14 protein-coding genes are annotated in these 20,329 nt (G+C 38.3%); 9 read left to right on the top strand and 5 right to left on the bottom strand.

The genetic code is table 11. From position 1 onward, the window contains the following. The first annotated feature begins 685 nt into the window (after positions 1-685). Positions 686-3,934 (top strand): hypothetical protein, encoded by a 3,249-nt coding sequence (locus tag IEV18_RS09390; protein WP_188392135.1) that lies wholly within the window; start codon positions 686-688, stop codon positions 3,932-3,934. Between the two features lie 189 nt (positions 3,935-4,123). Then, positions 4,124-4,960 (top strand): abortive infection family protein, encoded by an 837-nt coding sequence (locus IEV18_RS09385; protein ID WP_188392134.1) that lies wholly within the window; start codon positions 4,124-4,126, stop codon positions 4,958-4,960. Between the two features lie 866 nt (positions 4,961-5,826). Here IEV18_RS09385 and IEV18_RS09380 read toward each other — a convergent pair. After that, positions 5,827-6,600 carry a nuclease-related domain-containing protein gene (locus IEV18_RS09380; RefSeq protein WP_229733617.1) on the bottom strand — a complete coding sequence of 258 codons (774 nt, stop codon included), beginning with the start codon at positions 6,598-6,600 and terminating at the stop codon, positions 5,827-5,829. Between the two features lie 264 nt (positions 6,601-6,864). Between IEV18_RS09380 and cydD the strand changes: the two genes are divergently transcribed. After that, positions 6,865-8,595: a thiol reductant ABC exporter subunit CydD gene (cydD, locus tag IEV18_RS09375; protein WP_188392133.1), complete on the top strand. Its 1,731-nt coding sequence runs from the start codon at positions 6,865-6,867 to the stop codon at positions 8,593-8,595. After that, on the top strand, positions 8,595-10,313 hold the full coding sequence (gene cydC, locus IEV18_RS09370; protein ID WP_188392132.1) for a thiol reductant ABC exporter subunit CydC: 1,719 nt from the start codon (positions 8,595-8,597) through the stop codon (positions 10,311-10,313). Before cydD ends, cydC begins: the two co-directional genes overlap by 1 nt. A gap of 66 nt (positions 10,314-10,379) precedes the next feature. On the opposite strand, the gene cydS is transcribed toward cydC, so the two are convergent. The 3 genes from cydS to IEV18_RS09360 are packed head-to-tail and all read right to left on the bottom strand — an operon-like array spanning position 10,380 to position 12,847. Next, positions 10,380-10,481, bottom strand: a complete 102-nt coding sequence (gene cydS, locus IEV18_RS17590) for a cytochrome bd oxidase small subunit CydS family protein (protein WP_373281907.1) — start codon at positions 10,479-10,481, stop codon at positions 10,380-10,382. Between the two features lie 6 nt (positions 10,482-10,487). Continuing rightward, complete coding sequence (locus tag IEV18_RS09365; protein WP_188392131.1) at positions 10,488-11,510, bottom strand: cytochrome d ubiquinol oxidase subunit II; 1,023 nt, start codon at positions 11,508-11,510, stop codon at positions 10,488-10,490. After that, positions 11,507-12,847: a cytochrome ubiquinol oxidase subunit I gene (locus IEV18_RS09360; protein ID WP_188392130.1), complete on the bottom strand. Its 1,341-nt coding sequence runs from the start codon at positions 12,845-12,847 to the stop codon at positions 11,507-11,509. The genes IEV18_RS09365 and IEV18_RS09360 overlap by 4 nt, the downstream gene beginning before the upstream one ends. A gap of 584 nt (positions 12,848-13,431) precedes the next feature. Between IEV18_RS09360 and IEV18_RS09355 the strand changes: the two genes are divergently transcribed. The 5 genes from IEV18_RS09355 to pepF all read left to right on the top strand — a co-directional run bounded on the left by IEV18_RS09355 (position 13,432) and on the right by pepF (position 19,647). Then, on the top strand, positions 13,432-14,640 hold the full coding sequence (locus tag IEV18_RS09355; protein WP_373281906.1) for a putative glycoside hydrolase: 1,209 nt from the start codon (positions 13,432-13,434) through the stop codon (positions 14,638-14,640). Positions 14,641-15,017: 377 nt separating this feature from the next. Next, positions 15,018-15,413: a transcriptional regulator SpxA gene (gene spxA, locus IEV18_RS09350; protein ID WP_188392129.1), complete on the top strand. Its 396-nt coding sequence runs from the start codon at positions 15,018-15,020 to the stop codon at positions 15,411-15,413. 353 nt (positions 15,414-15,766) lie between these two features. Next, the gene (gene mecA, locus IEV18_RS09345; RefSeq protein ID WP_188392128.1) at positions 15,767-16,432 is read left to right on the top strand and encodes an adaptor protein MecA; all 666 of its coding nucleotides are present in this window, start codon (positions 15,767-15,769) and stop codon (positions 16,430-16,432) included. Between the two features lie 97 nt (positions 16,433-16,529). Further along, entirely contained in the window at positions 16,530-17,711 is a 1,182-nt protein-coding gene (locus IEV18_RS09340; RefSeq protein ID WP_188392127.1) for a competence protein CoiA, read from the top strand. Positions 17,712-17,835: 124 nt separating this feature from the next. Next, positions 17,836-19,647: an oligoendopeptidase F gene (pepF, locus tag IEV18_RS09335; protein WP_188392126.1), complete on the top strand. Its 1,812-nt coding sequence runs from the start codon at positions 17,836-17,838 to the stop codon at positions 19,645-19,647. Positions 19,648-20,089: 442 nt separating this feature from the next. Here the strand turns inward: pepF and IEV18_RS09330 are convergent, their stop codons facing one another. Continuing rightward, positions 20,090-20,269 (bottom strand): hypothetical protein, encoded by a 180-nt coding sequence (locus IEV18_RS09330; protein ID WP_188392125.1) that lies wholly within the window; start codon positions 20,267-20,269, stop codon positions 20,090-20,092. Between the last annotated feature and the right edge of the window lie 60 nt (positions 20,270-20,329).

Below are 20,329 nucleotides of genomic sequence, written 5' to 3'. Positions count from 1 at the left end.
AATTTCCAATACAACTTGTGCTTTAAATTCTGGTGAATATCGTTTCCTTTTTTGTTTCATAAACCTACCTTAACATATCCTTTCTTGCTGTCTAAAATCTTGGGTCCATTATACTTTTTCTATGAACATTATTTAGTGCATTTCTATTTACACAAAATATTTTACACTCTCCTTATAACTATTTAAATCCATTATAATGATATTAACTGTTAGTAATGTTTAAAATGGTTATTAACGGTTACTAATCGTTCATTTATTTCATTTTTTTCAGGTTCAATCATTTTTTTCACTTAATTTCGTATCATGGAAATAGTTTTTACTATCATCTCAGATATTAAAAAAAAGAAGAAATTACAAGATACCCGAAAAAAATCAACATTTATTTTTAAATGGCTCAAACAGTCCCAAAACAGGAAATATGGCATATTTTGAGCCTTTTAGAGAAGAGCCTGTTGATGACAATTTATTGATGGTTAAAGGTGCTACTTCTACAGTATGATGTCGCAGATTAAACGATATAAACACCATAAAATAAAAGAAATTATGATTAATAGTTAGCAGGACGAAAAACAAATAAGGAAACAGTGTTGAACTATGTAATTTTCAATCATTTTTAATATATTATTCTTCGATTTATTGGTTAAATAGAGTTATAGTTTTAGTTAAGATGACGAGGAGGGTTACCATGAAAACACCATACGATTTCTACAAAAATCTATATCCTGAGCAATTTTCTGATTCAAAGAGCATAACCAAAATTGATTTGAATAAGGAAATGTTTGATTACTATTTGGAAACTTTGACAAGTAGAAGTCAAGAAAAGGAATTTGAAAACTTTTGTAGAAAAATAGCGGAAAAAGAGATTTGTCCAAATCTAATCATTCAAACAGGTCCTACTGGTGGAGGAGACAGTAAAGTAGATACTGAAACCTATCCGGTTTCGGATGACATTGCCTTATCTTGGTACAGCGGGGTTGGACGAGAGGCCTCTAAAGAAAGATGGGCTTTTGCCATTAGTGCAAAGAAAGATTGGAGAAGTAAGGTAAAATCTGATGTTAAGAAAATTGTAGAAACAGGAAGGGGTTATAGTGTTATTTACTTTATGAGTAACCAGTTTATTTCTGATAAAAAAAGAGCAGTTACTGAGGATGAGTTAAGGGAAAAATATGAAGTTAATATCAGAATACTTGATAAAATGTGGTTACTCGAAAAAGTATTTAGTGGTAAGTACGAAAAAATTGCAGTTGAGAGTTTTAATATCTCAGATAGATTTAGAGAAACTGATGAAGTAGGGAGTAGGGATTATGCGAAAAGAAGGAGACTAGATGAAGTTGAAGAACAGATAAAAGAAGATATTGAAAATGGAAATTATCACATACTTTCAGAAAAGGCTCTGGAGGCTGCGATAATTAGCAGAGAATTGGAACTTCCAAATATAGAAACATCTGGGCGATTTGAAAGAGCACAGAATATAACTAATAAGTATGGTACACATGTACAGAAAAAAGAATGTTTTTATCAATGGGCGTGGACTATGTATTGGTGGTACATGGACTTTGATGATTTTTACTTGAAATATTGTAATTTTGAATCTCTAGTTGTTGGAGGTTCTAATGTTTTTGACCTAGAAAGATTAACCAATCTTTGGATGAATTTATTCTCAATTGCGAAAGATGGGAAATATAATTTTAATTTTGAAGAACATACTACAGTCCTACAGAAAGAATATCAAAGAATTATATCAGATGTTACTAGACCCAATGCAGCAATACAAGCAAAGGCAAATTACATAAATGTTAAATTATTTATGGGTGGAGATATAGATCAAATAGTAGATGAATTTATTGAAGTTCTAGAAAGAGGGAAAGAATCATTAGATTTCAATTTCCTAACTATAAAGAGAATAGTTACGGAACTCCCTATATATCAAGAAGCGAAAAATTATGATACACTTTTTGAACATCTAGTTTCAATAAGTGTCAAAAGAAAATCAGAAATTGAAGCAGCAAGGTTGTTAATAATCCGAAGTGAACAACTAATGAAAGATAAACCATACACTGCTATTCGTTATTTGGGAAGAGCGATAGTGAAAATAGTTAAGGACGAAAGCAAAAAAGAATTAACACGGGCTTTATTATTAATGGGACAATTGTTTGAGAGTGTAGATTTAAATTGGGCAGCGCGTGGTTATTATTTAAATGCATTTCACCTTTCTATTAATGAGTATTTTAACTTGGGTCAAGTGAATCCGGCACTAATTGGAAGTCTAAATAGCATTAAGTTTATAGAGTTGAAATTAGGAAGATTAATTCACTCAACTGAGTTTTACAAGTTAGAACAAATTGCAATTAACCTGTACTTATCAAATAATCCAGAAAGTGAATTAAAAGACATTGTAGAACAAGAATACAATTATGATTTTATTTTGGGTATACAAATATTTAGGACAGATTTTAATGATTTAAATAAACTTTCATATTTTCCGAATTATTTAGAGGAGTGGGGATTAGAATTTTCATCTATAGCTATAAAATATTGTCTAGGGCATGTAGATGAAGAATTTAGTAATTCTTTCGATAATAATACGGAAGCGATGGAAGATTTTATAACTAAGTGGTACAATCAACCGGCCAGATTACAATTGGTGGGACAACCTTGGTATGGTACCCAAAATAGTTATTGGTTAAGCAGTAAGATAATCGGCTGTAAAATAAATATTATCTCTGATATTCAATTTCCGTGTATTGAAGTTGGTGAGAGTTTACTAGGATCTATAGAAGGTTTTCTCTCCACAGGAACAGTGGATAAAATACATTCATTTATTCCAGAAATCAAAATAAACATTAAGTTTATCGAACAGGATGAGTTTACATTAGAAATAAATAAGGATAAAGATAGTATTAAGCCAGAATTTTTCATAACTTGTTCAAGTTATCCGGAAGTAAATACGCCTGAAGTTCAGGTGAAAGTAAAAGAATTTATTAAGGATGTAACAATTCAATTAATGGTTGAATTGGTTAATCTTAATTCATTTGATAATGCAGTTAAGGAAATGCTTGAGCAAGATAGTGCCTTAGACAGAGCAATCAATTTTACAGGTAGTTCATCAATAGTATTTGAATATTTTAGTAAAAAAACACCTACGGTCACTAGTGTAGTTGAAAAGAATGACTCGGAATTTGCATTAGAAAGAAAGCAACCTATATATATAGTAGATACTCTTATAAATGAAGAAAAAGAAGAGAATAACGATTCAATGGATGTTAAATATGAGAAACCATCTGAAGAAGAATTTAACATAGAAAATACTAAACAGTCCGATATAGAAACTTTAGATATTATCAATATACCTTTATGGGATAAGTCCAAATGGAAGGGTGTTTACTTTACTGGAGAATCTACGCCTTTACCGGTGTTTTCACCAATGTTTTCTTATGGTAAAGCTGGTAAAGAAATATTTAGAGAATGGATTGAGAAAGTAGGAAATATTGATACAGAGAACAATATTAGGGTTGGCATAGTAAAAGGGGTGAATAGAAATAAGCCTTATGATTATAGGGTTGTATTTACCGCTAATGAAAATATAATAAGAAAGAATAATATTACGTCTAATAATTTAATAATGAGTCCAGCACGTATTATAACAATGGAACCTAGTAATCATGTCAATCTAAATATGTTTATTGAAGCATATAAAAAAGTTGGGAAGTATATCATGTTTCCTAGTTCGATTAATGAAAATAAAACTTTATCTATGAATAAGGAATTAAATATTTTAAAGAACGAAATTGAAATAAAAAATGCGTGGGAGATAGATGAGGAAAGTTATCTTTCTCTAGCAATATTACCTACCGATGAACCTGTAATTCCAGCGGTTGTAAAAGATGCACCAGTATTAAAGGTTATTGACAGAATAAAAGGGTTTCAAAGGTAATCTTAATGATTTATGTCTGAATAATATGAAAAGGGTAGTTGCTTGAAATTTATTTACGTTTAATAATTTGTTTGAATACTAGCAAGTACCTTCAAAATCTTTTGTTACTATGGTTATGGTTTATAACAAAACGTTAAATGAAAAAATGCATGCCATAATATTCAATAATTAGAACATGGAGGGTTTATCATGCAAGGAGCTTCTTTAACGGATGAAATTGCTATATCACTTTCACAATTAATTGACGATTCGCAAGCAACAAATAGAAGAGACCCAAGTCATTCAGATCTGGATTTCATAGTACAAAAGGCAGAACTTTGGGATGTAGATCCTAAGAATCAAGGTCGGAATGTTGGAAAAGCTAAAAGGATTAGAGCCATTCTTTATTGGTCATTAGAGAACGATATAAAAAAAGGAGAGAAACTTGTAAAAAGTGTTATCTCAGTAGTGAAGGCTTCGGGAGGATTTAGAGAAAATTCCATAAATTATACTGGACGTGAGCAGATAGAAAATTTGATGCAGGCTTTTAAATCTACTGGTTACATTTTGACGATAGATGGAGAGATTCAACCAGTAATTTTGGACAACCTTTCTGAAAAAGAAATGAGTGAGGCCCTGCATACCTATATTCGTCGTGCTAAACAAGGTATTGAAGATGCAGCCTTAGTAGCTGGAACAGGGAAAGACTTAATGGAAGCAGTAGCCGCCTATATAATCCTCAAAAAGATGGGAAGTTACCCGACGCAAGCCAACTTTCCTACCTTGCTTGGACAAGCGTTTATGATGGTTGGGTCGGCTACCCCACATGACAAAATAGACAGTAATTTACCTGAACCAGCCATAAAAAGATTTGAAAGAGCCTTATATGAACTTGCATGTTCAATAAATAAATTGAGAAACAAAGAAGGAACAGGACATGGTAGGCCATTCTTATCAATCCTAACTAAGGAAGAGGCACTTTCTGCTATAGAAAGTATTGGTTTGGTAGCGGAATATCTTTTTAATAAATTGGAGTTAAATAGTTAAATAGTTTTTAGGTATAACCAGTTGTTATCAACTTGCAGAGAGATGGTATTATGTTTCGCACGCAGCGGCAACTCTAATCAACTTAGTCATAATAAAAAGCGGGTATAATCACCCGCTTCTAGTTGTAAATTCTATAACAATATGGTCTAAATTATCTTCTTTAATTAAAAAATTTTGTGGTTTTATGACACATGCCCCGCGGTGCCACCCTAATTATCCTATATTTTTATATAGGATCTCTCTTTCGATTACAAGCTCCAAAGTCCAATTCCAATTTACCATGGTGCTTGTTTCCACCAGCCACAAGCTCTCTTTAAACCAGCGGGCAAATTGTACTGCGCCTTCTTCATTGCTAATATATGGATTTTTAATTGATTATATATGAAGCATTAGGATAAAAGCAAGAAAAATTGACATTTCAGGGTGGAATGATGACGAAAATAGAAGAATTTGAGTCAGTATTAATTTGACGGAAGCGGGGTAATCATGCCAGATTCATGGAGAAAAACTACAGAGCAGTTGTCACGGCCGATTTCTGAGGAAAAGTTAGGAGAATCGACCGAGAGAGCAGTTGTCACGGTTGATTTCCGAGGAAAAGTTAGGAGAATCAACCGAGAGAGCGTTTGTCACGGCCGATTTCCGAGGAAAAGTTAGGAGAATCGACCGAGAGAGCGTTTGTCACGGTTGATTTCTGAGGAAAAGTTAGGAGAATCGACCGAGAGAGGGTTTGTCACGGCCGATTTCTGGGGAAAAGTTAGAAGAATCGACCGAGAGAGGGTTTGTCACGGCCGATTTCAGAAGAAAAAAGAAAAAAATCAGCCGAGAAATAGATTCCCTAGCTGATTTCAACGAAACAGGGGGTATCGTTATTTATAAATATAGTAGGACCAGCGATGGTGTCCGACTTTGGTGAAATGCTTGAGCAAAATATTACGGATTCTTCTTTCAGGAACAATACGGCACCAGTCATATATAATTTTCGTAGTAATTTTCTCATCGGGAAACAATATGCTGAATTCCTTAATACTGTCTAAAACAGCGTTATCAAGTAAATCTTCGTGATTGCATAATGTGCAAACATACTTTCTTTTTCCAATTGTTTCAATGAATGCTCGGCAATTTGGACAAATTAATCCCTTTTGCAATTTATCGTAATGATAATTTGGAAGTTTGTTCTCCGGAGAATCGGAGATATGCATGGAAAGCAGACGTTTTGCAAGCTTTCTATGTCTCTCCTCAATTTTAGATGGGGCAGTATTTAAGCGGTGTATATGATTTTTAATTTGTGTAGGGAAGATAAGCGATTTGTTATCGGGTGCCTGATAAAGGGTGAAAGCCGGGTTGACAAAAACAATGAAAGGTTCAATCTGGAGATGAATATCGAGGCTATGAATGAGTTGCCGAAGCAAAGATTCGCTTCTTTTTAGTTGGATTAGCGGGTCCATTATTTCTAAATTTGGTTTTTTAAAAAGTTTTCCGGATTCATAAAAATAGTTTCCTTCATAATTTTTCACTTCATAAAAATATATCCTGTCCTGGGAAATCATTAAAGTATCAATTTGAAAAACCGTATTGTTCTTCCAATAATAAATCATGCAGGATAAGGCAATCGCATTGAAGTTTTTCGATGTAGGAATCAAACAAAACTTCACCTTCATATCCCTTTTTCAAGTTAGTATAATGCTGTACAAATTTTTCCTTAAAATTCATCCGGCTGTTGAGGGATTCGAAAATAAGGAGTTCCTTTGACTTTATTCGCGGTTTACAGAGCATTTTTCACATCCTTTTTTGCATTTATTATAATAAAAACAATGGAGAATATGGAAGGCAAATGTTTTACAAGCATTTCTTTTATTCGGTATAATTTTGTGAAAGAGTTCACTATATTTCAGGAGGATATAAGGATGGCCGATTTGAAAGCTTTAGCGAAAAAAGAACAGAAAAAAATGGTTTTCCTCGCACTTTATGCAGTATTAAGCGGGGTTGCAATCGTCAGCCAAGCTTATTTGCTCGTTGCGATAATTGACCGCATTTTTATTCAAGGTACCGCCTTTTCGGAAATTGTCAACCTTCTAATCGGCCTCTTTGCTGCTATTTTTGCTAGAACGATTTTTCAGTACCAAAGCGGAAAAACAGGACTGAAGATGGCTGCTAAAGTAAAGCGAGAACTGCGTGATGCAATTGTTCGTCAATATTCTTTGAATCCAGTTCAAAGGACCATTCAAGGCCAGACCGGGCAAAAGATAAGTGCACTGGTAGACGTCGTGGATGAAGTGGACAGTTATTTTAGCAGGTATATTCCCCAAGTCTTCCAATCGTTGATTATTCCGATTATTATTCTCCTCGTTATTTTTTCCGAACATGTTGCTACAGGCATCATTATTATAATTACTGCACCTTTTATCCCAATATTTATGATTGTCATAGGGTTTAAAACGAAGGATAAAACGGAAGAACAGCTGGAAGAGATGTCTCGTTTTTCCGGAGCGTTTTTGGATACGCTGCAAGGACTGACTACTTTAAAGTTGTACGGCCAATCAGCCAGGCAAAAGGAAGCGATCCGAACTAGCAGTATCGGATTCCGGAATGCGACGATGGAAGTGCTAAAAATTGCATTTCAAAATTCTCTCGTCCTGGAATTCGTCTCCATGCTGAGCATCGGGTTGGTAGCATTGGAAGTAGCTCTTCGAATGATCGTTTTTCAGGACTTGTCTTTCTATACCGGTTTTCTGATGTTAATGTTGGCACCAGAGTTTTATACAAAATTAAAAGATTTGGGAAGTGCCTTTCATTCTGCAAAAGAAAGTATGGCAGCGGCAAAAAAACTGGAGGGGGAATTTGCGAATTCGGTTCAGCCTGTAACATGGGGACAGGAAAAATTCATTAGCGAGAAGCCGCCAGCCATCGAATTAAAGAACGTCCACTTTCGCTATCCAGGTAATGAAGAATTTGCGTTATCAAATATAAATATGAAAATCCGCCCGCTGGAAAAGGTGGCAATTGTCGGTGCAACAGGATCAGGGAAAACTACTTTGCTGCATCTTATTGCCGGTCTCGTCCCGCCGTTAAAAGGAGAAGTGGCGGTCAACGGTAAACTGCGTTCCAAATACAGTGAATCATCCTGGTTTAATCAACTGAGCTATATTTCCCAAGAGCCGTACCTATTTGCAGGAACGATTTATGACAACATTACATTAGGAAGCAATCAAACCGTGACAAAGGAGGAAGTAATAGAGGCGGCAGAAAAAGCCGGCATTTCCGCATTAGCAGGCTCACTCCCGAACGGATACGACACCTTCATCGGGGAAGGCGGTAGAGGGCTTTCCGGCGGAGAAAAACAGCGTATCGCCATCGCCCGTGCATTTTTGAAACAGCCTTCCATTATTCTTTTTGATGAACCGACAACCGGCTTGGATTTGCAAACAGAACGTTTCTTGCAATCTTCTATCGAGGAACTTGCTGCCCGCTCTACATTAATTACCGTTGCCCATCGGCTCCATACGATCCAGCAGGCTGATCAAATTATCTTTTTAGACAATGGCAAAATAATTGCATCCGGCACCCATGAAGAATTAATGGATATCAACACATCCTATCGCCGAATGGTAACCGTTCAGCAAGGAGGAGCAATATAATGAAAGATTTATTCGCTATTATGAAAGTAATGTTTGTGGAAAAAAAAGATATCGCTCTTTCCGTTTTATGCGGTTTTATAGCAGGGATTACCGCCATCGGACTATTTTCCTTGAGCGGATATTTAATTTCTAAATCTGCATTGCAGCCGCCGTTATATACGCTGATGATTCTTGTTGCATCGGTGAAGCTGTTAGGAATCATATCTGCCTTGAGCCGGTATGGGGAACGGTATTTTTCCCATCGCGGAACGTTTACGATGCTAAGTCAATTGCGGGTTCATATTTACGAAAAAATTGAGGCACGGACTCCGGCAATTTTTCGCCAATTTCAGAGCGGGGATTTATTGGCTCGAATTGTCGGCGATGTCGAGACGATGCAGCATTTTTTCCTTCGTGTCTGTTATCCGCCCGTCGTATTGATGCTTGTGTTTATTAGTACGATTTTCTTTACAAGCTTTTTCTCGTTTTGGTTAACAATGATTATCCTTGCCGGATTTCTGTTTGCCGCATTTCTAATACCGGCATACATCGGTTGGAAACAACGAAAAATTGACTATAGTGTTAGAAAAAGCCGGGGAGATATATCGACACAGGCTTCCGAATTTTTGTACGGTTTTCGGGATTTAAAAATTTATCAGAGAATAGAGGAGAAAGCTGGGCAACTCCAAGAAGCTGCCAAGAAGTATGAAGCGGAGCGGGAACGAGAAGGGATACACAAACAATTTGCTGAATCGATAAATATTTTCTTTTCATTGCTTATTTCGTTTGCGGTCTTAGCTGTTGGTGCCTATTTCGTCACCACCAATCAGTTAGATGGGGTTTTTCTTGCGATGTTTGTCCTTATTGCTTTAACCGCTTTTGAGAATACAAGGGGCATGGCGGTTTTGCCGAGTTTTCTTGAGGACAATAGACAAGCAGCAATTCGATTGAACAGCATTTTCACAGAAGAAAAAGCAAGGGAATGGGGAAACGCCCGACTGCAGCTGGAGAAATCTCCTTTTATTCGAATAGAAGATGTATCCTTCAGATTTCCTGAAGAAACAAGAAAGACGTTATCAAATGTCTCCTTAGCACTTCCTCCGGGGTCTAAAACTGCTATCGTTGGTCCGAGCGGTTCAGGAAAGTCAACGTTAATGCAACTTATGTTGCAAATATTTCCGGTTTATAAGGGGAAGGTGTATTTCAACGAAGAGGATGCAATCTATTATTCCCAAGAAAGTATTTGGGAAAACGCCAATGTGGTTTTGCAAGAAAATCATTTCTTTTATGGAACGATACGGGACAATTTGGCGATTGCCAAGGATGGATTGACAGATGCCAGAATGGAGGAAATATTGGCAAAGGTAAAACTCAATCACTTTCAGTTGCAGGATCGGGTACTGGAAAAAGGGGCGAATTTATCCGGAGGGGAGAAGCAGCGGCTGGCCATTGCCAGGGCTCTGTTAAAAAAGGCTCCAATGTGGTTTTTGGATGAACCGACCTCCTCTATGGATGCGCTGACAGAGGAAGCTGTCTATAGAGCAATTTTTGAAGCAGCGAAGGAGGATACACTGCTGCTGATTACCCACCGCCTTACAGGACTGGAAAAAATGGATCAGATTATTGTCATGGAAGCGGGGAAAATCGTTGAAACGGGAACTTACACGGAATTAATGGAGAAAAAAGGATATTTTTACGATATGAAACAAATTGAGAGAAGTGTATTTTATCATGGATAATTTCCAAATGAAAATGTCCTGCCACAAAGAAAAAAATTCCCATGTAACGGCATGGGAATTTTTTAATTAAGATATGCTGTCGCTCCGAAAAGCAGCGAGGAAAGCAAGCAGAATTGCAGCGAAAATCACAACAAACGGAGCGATAAACATAAGAAAATCATTGAGCAATTTCGGTCACTCCTTCTTATTCTTTCCTTTCAGATACGTTTTATCGAAGAGGAATAATTTTAGCAATAAATATAGGGAAGGAATCAGCAGTGCAAGACCAAGAATAAACACAATAACGAGAGAAATTGCCATTGCTTTATTTGTAAACCCTTCATGTACGGTTAATACCGGATAAAGCAAGTAAGGAAAATGGGAAATTCCGTAACCGTAAAACGCAAAGGCGAATTGGCCGACTAACAGCCATACGGCAGCAGCATAATTTGTCCGTTTCCATAAGAACCATACCGTTGCCAGCCAAAGGATGAAGGAAAGGGCAAACATCCACCATAAACCGAGAAGCTGCTCGTAGTGGGCAGGATTGTGAAAGCGCAATTCATAGATAATTCCGCCAGCAGTAATGATCAGCGGACCCGCCCAAAAGAGCGCATATTTCCGCATCAGCTCCGTTGCGTCCCGGTCCCCCGTTTTATTTGCGTACCAGGTGAGGAAAACCGCCGAGATGTAAAGAACGGCAACGATGCTTAACACGACGATGGACCAGGATAACGGACTGGTGAACAATGCCCAATAATCGAGAACCGGGTTTCCATCCTCAATGTGGACAAAGCCGCCTTCTGATATCGTCAATACAATCGAAAGGGAAGCAGGAATCAATAATCCCGATAAACCGTACATAAAGGCATACCCTTTATGCCCCCTGCTTACATACGTTTCAAAGGCATAGTAGGAACCGCGGACAGCGAGCAACAGGAGTGCAATGCTGCCTGGTATAAGAAAAATGGTTCCAAAATAGTATGCGGTCTGCGGAAAGAAACCGACGACCCCGACGAAAAAGAAGACGAAAAAGACGTTGGTCACTTCCCAAACAGGAGAGAGATACCGTTGAATGATATTTGACAATACATGTTCCTTTTTTGTCATAATGCTATAGGCATTGAAAAATCCTGCGCCATAGTCAATGGAACCGACAATGACATAGCCGAAGAGAAAGGTCCACAACACCGTTATTCCGAGAATCTCTAATGTCATGCTTTGTCACCGCCTTTTGCATTGGCCAGTTCTTTTTCTACCGGGTTATTTTTGAACAGCCTGCGAAGAACGACAATCGTGCCGATTCCTAATACAATATATAGAACGACAAACAAAATGGACATTAAGCCGACATAGTCACTCGTTGTCGCTGCTTCCTCCACGGTCATGATGCCGCGGAGAATCCATGGCTGCCTTCCTACTTCTGCCATCCACCATCCGGCTTCAATGGCGAGAAAAGATAGCGGGCCGCCCAAAACGATGAGCCAGCGGTACCATTTTGCTTTAACGAATTCCCAGTTCCATCTCGTTCCAATCCAATAAACGAGGGCTAAGAAAATCATAAACACGCCAATGGTAACCATCAGGTCGAAGAAATAGTGAACAGCAAGAGGCGGTGTTTCTTCTTCCGGAAATTCCTCTAAACCAATCACTTCGGACATCGGATGTCCAAAGGCGAGAATGCTTAAGGCGTATGGGATTTTTAATGCGCCTTTCACTTCGTTGTCATCTCCGAGTAATCCGTATAACAGAAGGGGTGCCCCTTCTTCTGTTTCAAAATGCCATTCAGCTGCAGCCAATTTTTCCGGCTGATACACTGCCAGAAATTTCCCGGAAAAGTCACCGATAATTGCTGCTGCAATAGCAAAAATCAGACCGATTTTCATTGTCATGTTTAATGCCTTTTTATGGTAAACATGGCCAGATCCTTTCAGAAGTTTAAATGCGGCAATAGCTGCAAGCATAAAGGCAACAGTCATATAAGCCGTGGCAAGCACATGGGCAACCTTTGTCGGCATGGCCGGATTGAACATGGCAAGAATCGGGTTGGCGTTTGTAAGCTGTCCATCGACAATGTCAAAACCGTGGGGTGTATTCATAAAGGAATTGACGACGGTAATGAAAAAGGCGGACATGCCAGCGCCTAATGCCACCGGAATTAAAAGAAGCAAATGTTTTCGCTGATCTTCAAAACGATCCCAAGTATAAAGGTAAATACCTAAAAAGATGGCTTCAAAGAAAAAGGCGAACACTTCCATAAATAACGGCAGGGCGATAATTTGGCCAGCTAATTCCATAAATCTCGGCCATAGGAGGGAAAGCTGAAGTCCAATTGCCGTCCCTGTAACGACACCGACAGCAACGGTAACAACAAAGCCCCTTGCCCACCGTCTCGCCATCAAAATATAATGTTCATCATTTTTCCGGATGCCGATCCACTGGGCAATCATAATCATTAAAGGTACTCCTACCCCAATCGTTGCGTAAATAATGTGGAAGGAGAGGGTAAGCAACGTTAAAAATCGGCTCGCAAATACCGGATCTTCCAAAAGCATTTTTTTTAACCTCCTTTTAAATTTGTGCTTTTCTGAGCATGTAAGCTGCTGTTGAAAGGTGTTTGCACTATCTCCATAGTGTAAACCTATGTAATTCCATTATAGTCGAAAACAGCTGACGGAATTTCCGCAACATGTGACAAAACATAGAAATCTGAGAATTGCATTGGCAGTTTCTGGCACAGGTGAAACCAGGATTTGTAAAAAGGGCCAGAAGTTGCAGCGGGTAATGGATTCCGATTCGCAAAATCTATACATGAGAGCAGGATCAAGATTTGGAGCAGCTCGAAAACGATGAAAGACAAGCTAATTCCAAAACATTTCGTTGTTATTCATTCCCCGAATTAGACATTTTTAATATCACATACGTAAAATAACGATTCTTTCCAAGTTTATGTAGAAAAATTTTACCCGTTTTAAGCACATCCTTCATATCAGAATCAAGTACGAATTTAAGTTTATATCTCTTGAATAGTTCTCCGATTTAATTAAATGTGGAAATTCATTCCATCACATTCAATATCACATTGTTCCCGTTTTTACGTTATACTTAATGAAGGAATAGTTTAGGAGATTGATAGCTTATGAGAATGTACCATCTATTGATACCCCCCATTGTGATTCTCCTTATTGCCATCTTTATACCTTTAACAGGTGCCGCAGAAGAATCACTGCAAATTGAATTTCATAAGGAAAGAGAGACGAATATCCAGCTTTTGGATACAAAGGAGAGGATGAAACGATTTGCCTTCGTATCCCCGTATACGTTTGAATATCCTGATGCGGTACGCGGGATTTACGTGACTGGCCAGTCGGCAGGCTCAAGCAATTTCAGTCAGCTGGTCGATTTAGTTGAAAGTACAGATTTAAATGCAATGGTTATTGACATCAAGGATGATTTCGGCTATTTAACTTTTGAGCCGGAGAAAGGCTCGTCATTTGGGGAAATTTCCAAAAATTACATTCAGGATCCGCAAAAATTAATGGGGACGCTGGAAGAAAAGGATATTTATCCGATTGCCCGGATTGTCGTCTTTAAAGATACGGTATTGGCCAAACAGCGGCCGGAATATTCTTTTACGGAGAACGGAAAAGTGTGGACGAACAATCGGGGAGAAGCTTTCGTCAATCCTTTCGAAAAAGCAGTATGGGAATATAATGTGGAAATCGCAAAACTTGCTGCAGAAATGGGTTTCCAGGAAATTCAGTTTGATTATGTCCGCTTTCCGGAAGGATTTGAAACGAGAGCCGAGCGATTGGACTATACGCTGGGAGACTATGCCAATGTGGAATTGAACGATGTGAAAAAGAGGGTGGAAGCCGTCACTGATTTTGTCCAGTATGCGAAAGAGGAGCTGGCCGTTTATGATGTCGATGTTTCCGTAGACATTTTTGGATATGCAGCCACCATTGAAGAAACACCGGGAATCGGACAAAATTTTAAAAGAATTGCAGAGCAAGTCGACGTTATCTCCTCCATGATTTATCCGAGCCATTGGTCAAACCATTATTTTGGCATCGAAATACCGGATAAAGAACCGTACCGTCTCGTATCTGAATACGCCAAAGTGGAAAACAGCGTATTGGGGCAGCTGGAAAATCCGCCGGTTTCCCGTCCATGGATTCAAGATTTTGAGGCACCGTGGATTTATGACGGACCGGTTACCCAATACGGAAAGGAAGAGGTGGAAGCGCAAATTAAAGCACTATACGAGCATGGAATCGATGAATTTTTAATTTGGAATGCGGCTAATGTATATACGAAAGATGTCAACTACTTAGTCGGGAAATAAGAACGGCTTTTGTTTCCAATACGGATAGAAGTTCAGCATAGGTAGGCATTTGTTTCCAATGAAGCAATGCTTACCTAATTATCTGGATTGAAATAAAGTTTTTTCAATTCAGCGGGTTTAATTGAAAATCGTTTAGGGTATGTTACATAGTATACGTCCTTTTTTTCAAGTACATAAAACAGGAGATTGCGGCGTATCGGATTGGAGGAACAATTATTTGAGCGAAATTATTTGAAAAAATTACCTAAAAAACCCTACCTTTTACTTCATTATTGTAGTATACTTATTTTTAGATAATTATTTAAACTAATTATTATTTAATAATGTTTAAGTAACGATTACTTTTTCACATACATTTTAATGGGGAGTGAAGTTACATGGTAACACTTTATACCTCACCAAGTTGTACTTCTTGCAGGAAAGCAAAGGCGTGGTTAGAAGAACATAACATACCATATAAAGAGCGAAACATATTCTCTGAACCGTTAACATTGGATGAAATAAAGGAAATTTTGCGGATGACCGAAGACGGTACTGACGAAATTATTTCCACCCGCTCCAAGGTGTTTCAAAAATTGGATGTCAATATTGAACAGCTGCCAATGAAAGAGCTGTTTACCTTAATTCAGGAAAATCCAGGATTGTTGCGCCGGCCGATTATCCTAGATGAAAAACGATTGCAAGTTGGATATAATGAAGACGAAATAAGAAGATTCCTACCGCGGACTGTAAGAACATTCCAGTTGCGCGAAGCACAGAAAATGGTGAATTAATAACTAAACGAAAAACGCAGAACATTTATCGTTCTGCGTTTTTGAGCGATTATCCAAAATTTTATCAGTGACAAAAGGATAAATTTAGTTTAAAATACTATACTAACTATTCATATAGCCTAGGGATGTTTACACTTTTGGGGAAAAATGGGCATATTCATTTCCGGAATGTTACACAATAACATACAATGGAAGAAATAAGAATAAATGAATAGGGTAGACAATCTTTGAACGTTTGACTGAACAGATAATACATCATGACAATACAATCTCTTCCACCTCATTGTGTGAAAGATGAAGAGTTTGGATAAAGAAAAACATTTTTGTTTTTCAAAATGAAGGGAGAGAGAAAGATGGAAATAGAAAGAATTAATGAGAACACGGTGAAATTTTATATTTCCTATTTAGACATTGAAAATCTCGGGTATGAAAGAGAAGAAATCTGGTATGACCGGGAACGAAGCGAACAGCTTTTTTGGCAAATGATGGAAGAAGTCAATTACAAAGAAGATTTCCAAGTGGACGGACCGTTATGGATTCAAGTTCAAGCGCTGGAAAAGGGCCTGGAAATTATTGTAACGAAAGCAAAAATCGCAAAACACGGAGAATTCCATCCGAATGATTTTGGACTTCCTTTGGAAGAAAAGATGGAAGACTTTCTTGAAAATAAATACGGCAAAGATTTGGAACAAAACGATGATGACATGATGGAAGAAGGCTTATGGATTATTGCCGAATTTGACAACTTTGAAGATGTCATCCAGCTAAGCCATTATTTCCAGGATGATACGGACAGTGTGGAAGAAACTATTTACACCTATAACGATAAGTATTACTTATACCTGGAATTTTCACCGTATCTGACAGATGATCACTTACAGGAAGATTTGATCAGTCAGGTGCTGGAGTTTGCGGAAGACTCGGATATCTCCATTCATGTACTGGAGGAGTATGGCAAGAAACTATTTGAATACAATGCCTTTGAACAAATCCGCAGCTATTTTCCGGCGCAAATTTAATATCCCTTAGAAGAGTGTTCGAAATTTCCTTCGGACACTCTTTTTTTGCAGGATTTTTTTCGATTTTGTCGAATTATAGTATCTGGAGGTGAATCGATTGCTGCAGGCAATCTCAAAAGATGGAAAACGGGTTACGTTAGCAATGCTTCCCCGGAGCACTTTACTCCAGTTACGAAACTCTAGCACCCCATTTTATTGCCCCGTCTGTAAGCAAAAAGTCATCATGAAAATCGGCAATAAAGTAATTCCCCATTTTGCCCATCAAAGGAAAGAAGAGTGTCCGTCTTCAGAAGCTGGTGAAGGTCTTTATCATGAAGAAGGGAAACTATTATTGTATCAATGGTTGAGGCGGCAAGGACTGAACGTCCAATTGGAGATGTATATTCCTGATATAAAGCAGCGTCCTGATTTATTGCTCCATTTTCCAGACAGGAAAATTGCCATTGAATTTCAATGCTCCAAGATACCGAAAGATGAAATCAATGCAAGAACTGAAGGGTATTTGCAAATGGGCATTGTGCCTTTTTGGATTTTAGGATTAACCCGCATGCGTCAGCTTTCCCCGTACGTTTGGAAAATCGATGCTTTTACAAGGCAGCTGATCCATCAATATACCCCTGCGTCCCCGTTAACAATTACTTACTTTTGTCCCCTGAAAAAGCAATTTCTTCAAATTCATTATCTTACTTTCAGTCAGATGAACCGGGCAATTGGGAAAATGGAAAGGATTCCTCTGGAATATGGCCGGTTCCGCGATTTATTCTCGGTTCCTCTTTTTCCAAAAGAATCATTTCTTCAAGTATGGTATAAAGAAAAGCTCCGCTTCCGCACGAAACGCCGGGAGAATTTATATGGCAATGAACTGATTTGGCGTCAATGGCTCTATTCGCAAGGAGTATATTTGGAGCAGCTTCCTTCCATTGTCCATCTTCCCGTCCGTTCCCAATTTTTGCTGAAAGTTTCTCCCTGGAATTGGCAAAGCCGGCTTTACTTCAAAGTATTGGAAAAGTGCCAAGTTGGAAACTCCTTTTCTCTCCGCCAATGTGAACGTATCCTTCGTCCTTATTTCTACAGTGCTGATACTTTCCCGCTAATTTCCAAGAAAGATAACCCGATTGAACAATATTTACGATACTGGGAAAAGTTGCACATTGTCGAAAAGCGTTCCCCCGAAATCTATGTAAAGTTAAAGGAGATACCCCTTTACACTACGTTAGAAGAAGCGATCCAAGGGGACAGGATGCTGATAAAAAAATTGATCCGTTTACAATTAACCTAAAGGCTGGGATAACGCGAAAATTCTGCTTCAGGCATGATTCCTGGCTATTTTGCTATACTATTAAAGGAATCTGCTGGAAAGTTGTAGAATAGATAATGGGAAGATAAAAAAGGAGGGTTTTTATTTGGAACAGAAAACGAAGGAATTGCCGAAACGAAGTGAAGTACCTGTCGATAAAACGTGGAGACTGGAAGATATTTTTGCAGACGATGAGGCGTGGACAAAAGAATTTAAACAACTGCAGGCAGACATCCCGAAAATAAAAGAATTTCAAGGCAAATTAGGGGAATCTGCCGATACGTTATATGAAATGCTCCAATTGCAGGACCATCTATCTGAACGGGCAGGTAAATTGTATACATATGCCCATATGCGCTATGACCAGGATACAACCAATTCCCATTATCAGGCAATGAATTCCCAGGCAGAAAATTTATATACGCAATTATCCAGTTCCATGAGCTATATCGTTCCGGAGATATTGGCAATGGAAGAAGGGAAAATTGACCGTTTCTTAGAGGAAAATGAGGAGTTAAAATTATACAAAAAAACTTTGGATGAAATCACCCGTAAGCGGCCGCATATTTTAAGCGAGAAAGAGGAAGTGCTGCTTGCGGAAGCATCGGAAGCATTATCGACAGCATCCCAAACATTCAGCATGTTAAACAATGCGGACTTGACTTTCCCGGTAATTAAAGATGATAACGGGGAAGAGGTGGAACTTACACACGGACGTTACGGACGGTTTATGGAGTCGAGGGACCGAAGGGTGCGAAAAGATGCCTTTACAGCTTTATACGGGACGTACAAAAAGTTTATTAATACGTTTGCTGCGACGTTAAGCGGAAGCATAAAAACCCACAACTTTACCGCCAAAGTCCGAAACTATGATTCGGCAAGACAGGCTGCTTTAGACAATAATAACATTCCGGAAAGCGTCTATGATCAGCTGGTGGAAGCGGTCAACGAAAAACTGCCGCTCCTGCACCGTTATATGGAATTGCGAAAAAAAGTGTTAAATTTAGATGAGTTGCACATGTATGACATTTATACTCCGCTCGTTAAAGATGTGGAAATGAACGTCACGTACGAACAAGCTCAAGATTATGTGCTGAAAGGTTTGGAGCCGTTAGGGGAAGAGTATGTCGGCATCGTCAAGGAAGGATTTGAAAACCGCTGGATCGATGTCGTGGAGAATAAAGGGAAGCGAAGCGGGGCCTATTCTTCCGGGGCATATGGAACAAACCCATATATTTTATTGAACTGGCAAGATAATATGAACAATACCTTTACGTTAGCCCATGAATTGGGACATTCCGTTCATAGCTATTATACGAGAAAACACCAGCCGTTCCGTTACGGCCATTATTCCATTTTTGTTGCCGAAGTGGCGTCAACTTGCAACGAAGCATTGCTCAACCATTATTTGCTCAACCATTTGGAAGATGAAAAGGAAAAACTGTATATATTGAACCATTTCCTCGAAGGTTTCCGAGGTACTGTTTTCCGGCAGACGATGTTTGCCGAGTTTGAACATGATATTCATGTACGGGCACAAAATGGGGAAGCGCTGACAGCAGAAAAACTGACAGAGATTTATTACGCTTTGAATCAAAAATACTACGGAGATGCTGTCGTGTCCGATGAGGAGATCGGTTTGGAATGGGCGAGAATTCCTCATTTTTACTATAATTATTACGTTTATCAATACGCCACTGGCTATTCAGCAGCAACAAGCCTGGCGAACCAAATTTTGACGGAAGGGGAGCCGGCTGTGAAACGGTACATTGAATTCTTGAAGGCTGGAAGCAGCGACTATCCGATTGAAGTTCTGAAAAAAGCTGGCGTAGACATGACGGAAAAACAGCCAATTTTGGATGCCCTTCACGTATTTGAGGAAAAACTAAACGAAATGGAAAAGTTATTACTCGGATAAGATGCGGGAGGCAGGAATAATTCCGCCTCTCTTTCCGAAAGTGAACATTTTGTGAAATAAGTAACAAATATATTGCCAATTAATTCTTCTCTTGTTATGATTGGATTGTAAGATGATTACAAACAAATACCCCTTTTGTTTAATCATGAAACTTTCTCCCATCCCCCCTTTGTATATAATACAAGGACGGAAAAAAAGGATATACGCTGCCCCGTATATCCTTTTTGCTTTGTTAAAAAATGTTTATTTTATTCCCAATTTGCTCATGTTAGTTATGAATAATTTGTGAAATCGCTAACATTTACAGCATGAAATTTTATTTTTGTGCTAATATATAACTGTAAACAATATTGAAATCCCCCTTGTAGTTTTTCAATATTTCTCCTATGTAGTGTTGAACAGTGAATGGATTGGATATACGCCCTTGCGTATATCCCTTTTTTTATCTCATCCTTTTTCGGTATGGTTTTTGGTAGAAGAGGGAGTAGAGGGCCAAATAAATTGAAATGAATAACATCGGCAAAGTAACATATAGAGGAATAATTCTCATTAAGCCGAGAATATTCAGGCAAAAGGCAATGACAAAGAACAGGAAGAATAAAATTTGAAAAAGAGGATGCATCCGTATCCCTCCTTTTGCAGATCAAAATGATGCTTATCGCAAATGGTCCATAACAAAAGT

It is taken from the genome of Compostibacillus humi, from assembly GCF_014637175.1.
In the GTDB taxonomy this organism is placed as follows: domain Bacteria; phylum Bacillota; class Bacilli; order Bacillales; family Amphibacillaceae; genus Oceanobacillus; species Oceanobacillus humi.
Note: the sequence above shows the minus strand (reverse complement) of the source record. Positions and strands in the feature narration are given on the sequence as shown.

Coding starts and splice junctions, on each gene's coding strand:
- IEV18_RS09390 (WP_188392135.1), top strand. CDS start 686: ATGAAAACACCATACGATTTCTACAAAAATCTATATCCTGAGCAATTT.
- IEV18_RS09385 (WP_188392134.1), top strand. CDS start 4,124: ATGCAAGGAGCTTCTTTAACGGATGAAATTGCTATATCACTTTCACAA.
- cydD (WP_188392133.1), top strand. CDS start 6,865: ATGGCCGATTTGAAAGCTTTAGCGAAAAAAGAACAGAAAAAAATGGTT.
- cydC (WP_188392132.1), top strand. CDS start 8,595: ATGAAAGATTTATTCGCTATTATGAAAGTAATGTTTGTGGAAAAAAAA.
- IEV18_RS09365 (WP_188392131.1), bottom strand. CDS start 11,510: ATGACATTAGAGATTCTCGGAATAACGGTGTTGTGGACCTTTCTCTTC.
- IEV18_RS09360 (WP_188392130.1), bottom strand. CDS start 12,847: ATGCTTTTGGAAGATCCGGTATTTGCGAGCCGATTTTTAACGTTGCTT.
- IEV18_RS09355 (WP_373281906.1), top strand. CDS start 13,432: ATGAGAATGTACCATCTATTGATACCCCCCATTGTGATTCTCCTTATT.
- spxA (WP_188392129.1), top strand. CDS start 15,018: ATGGTAACACTTTATACCTCACCAAGTTGTACTTCTTGCAGGAAAGCA.
- mecA (WP_188392128.1), top strand. CDS start 15,767: ATGGAAATAGAAAGAATTAATGAGAACACGGTGAAATTTTATATTTCC.
- IEV18_RS09330 (WP_188392125.1), bottom strand. CDS start 20,269: ATGCATCCTCTTTTTCAAATTTTATTCTTCCTGTTCTTTGTCATTGCC.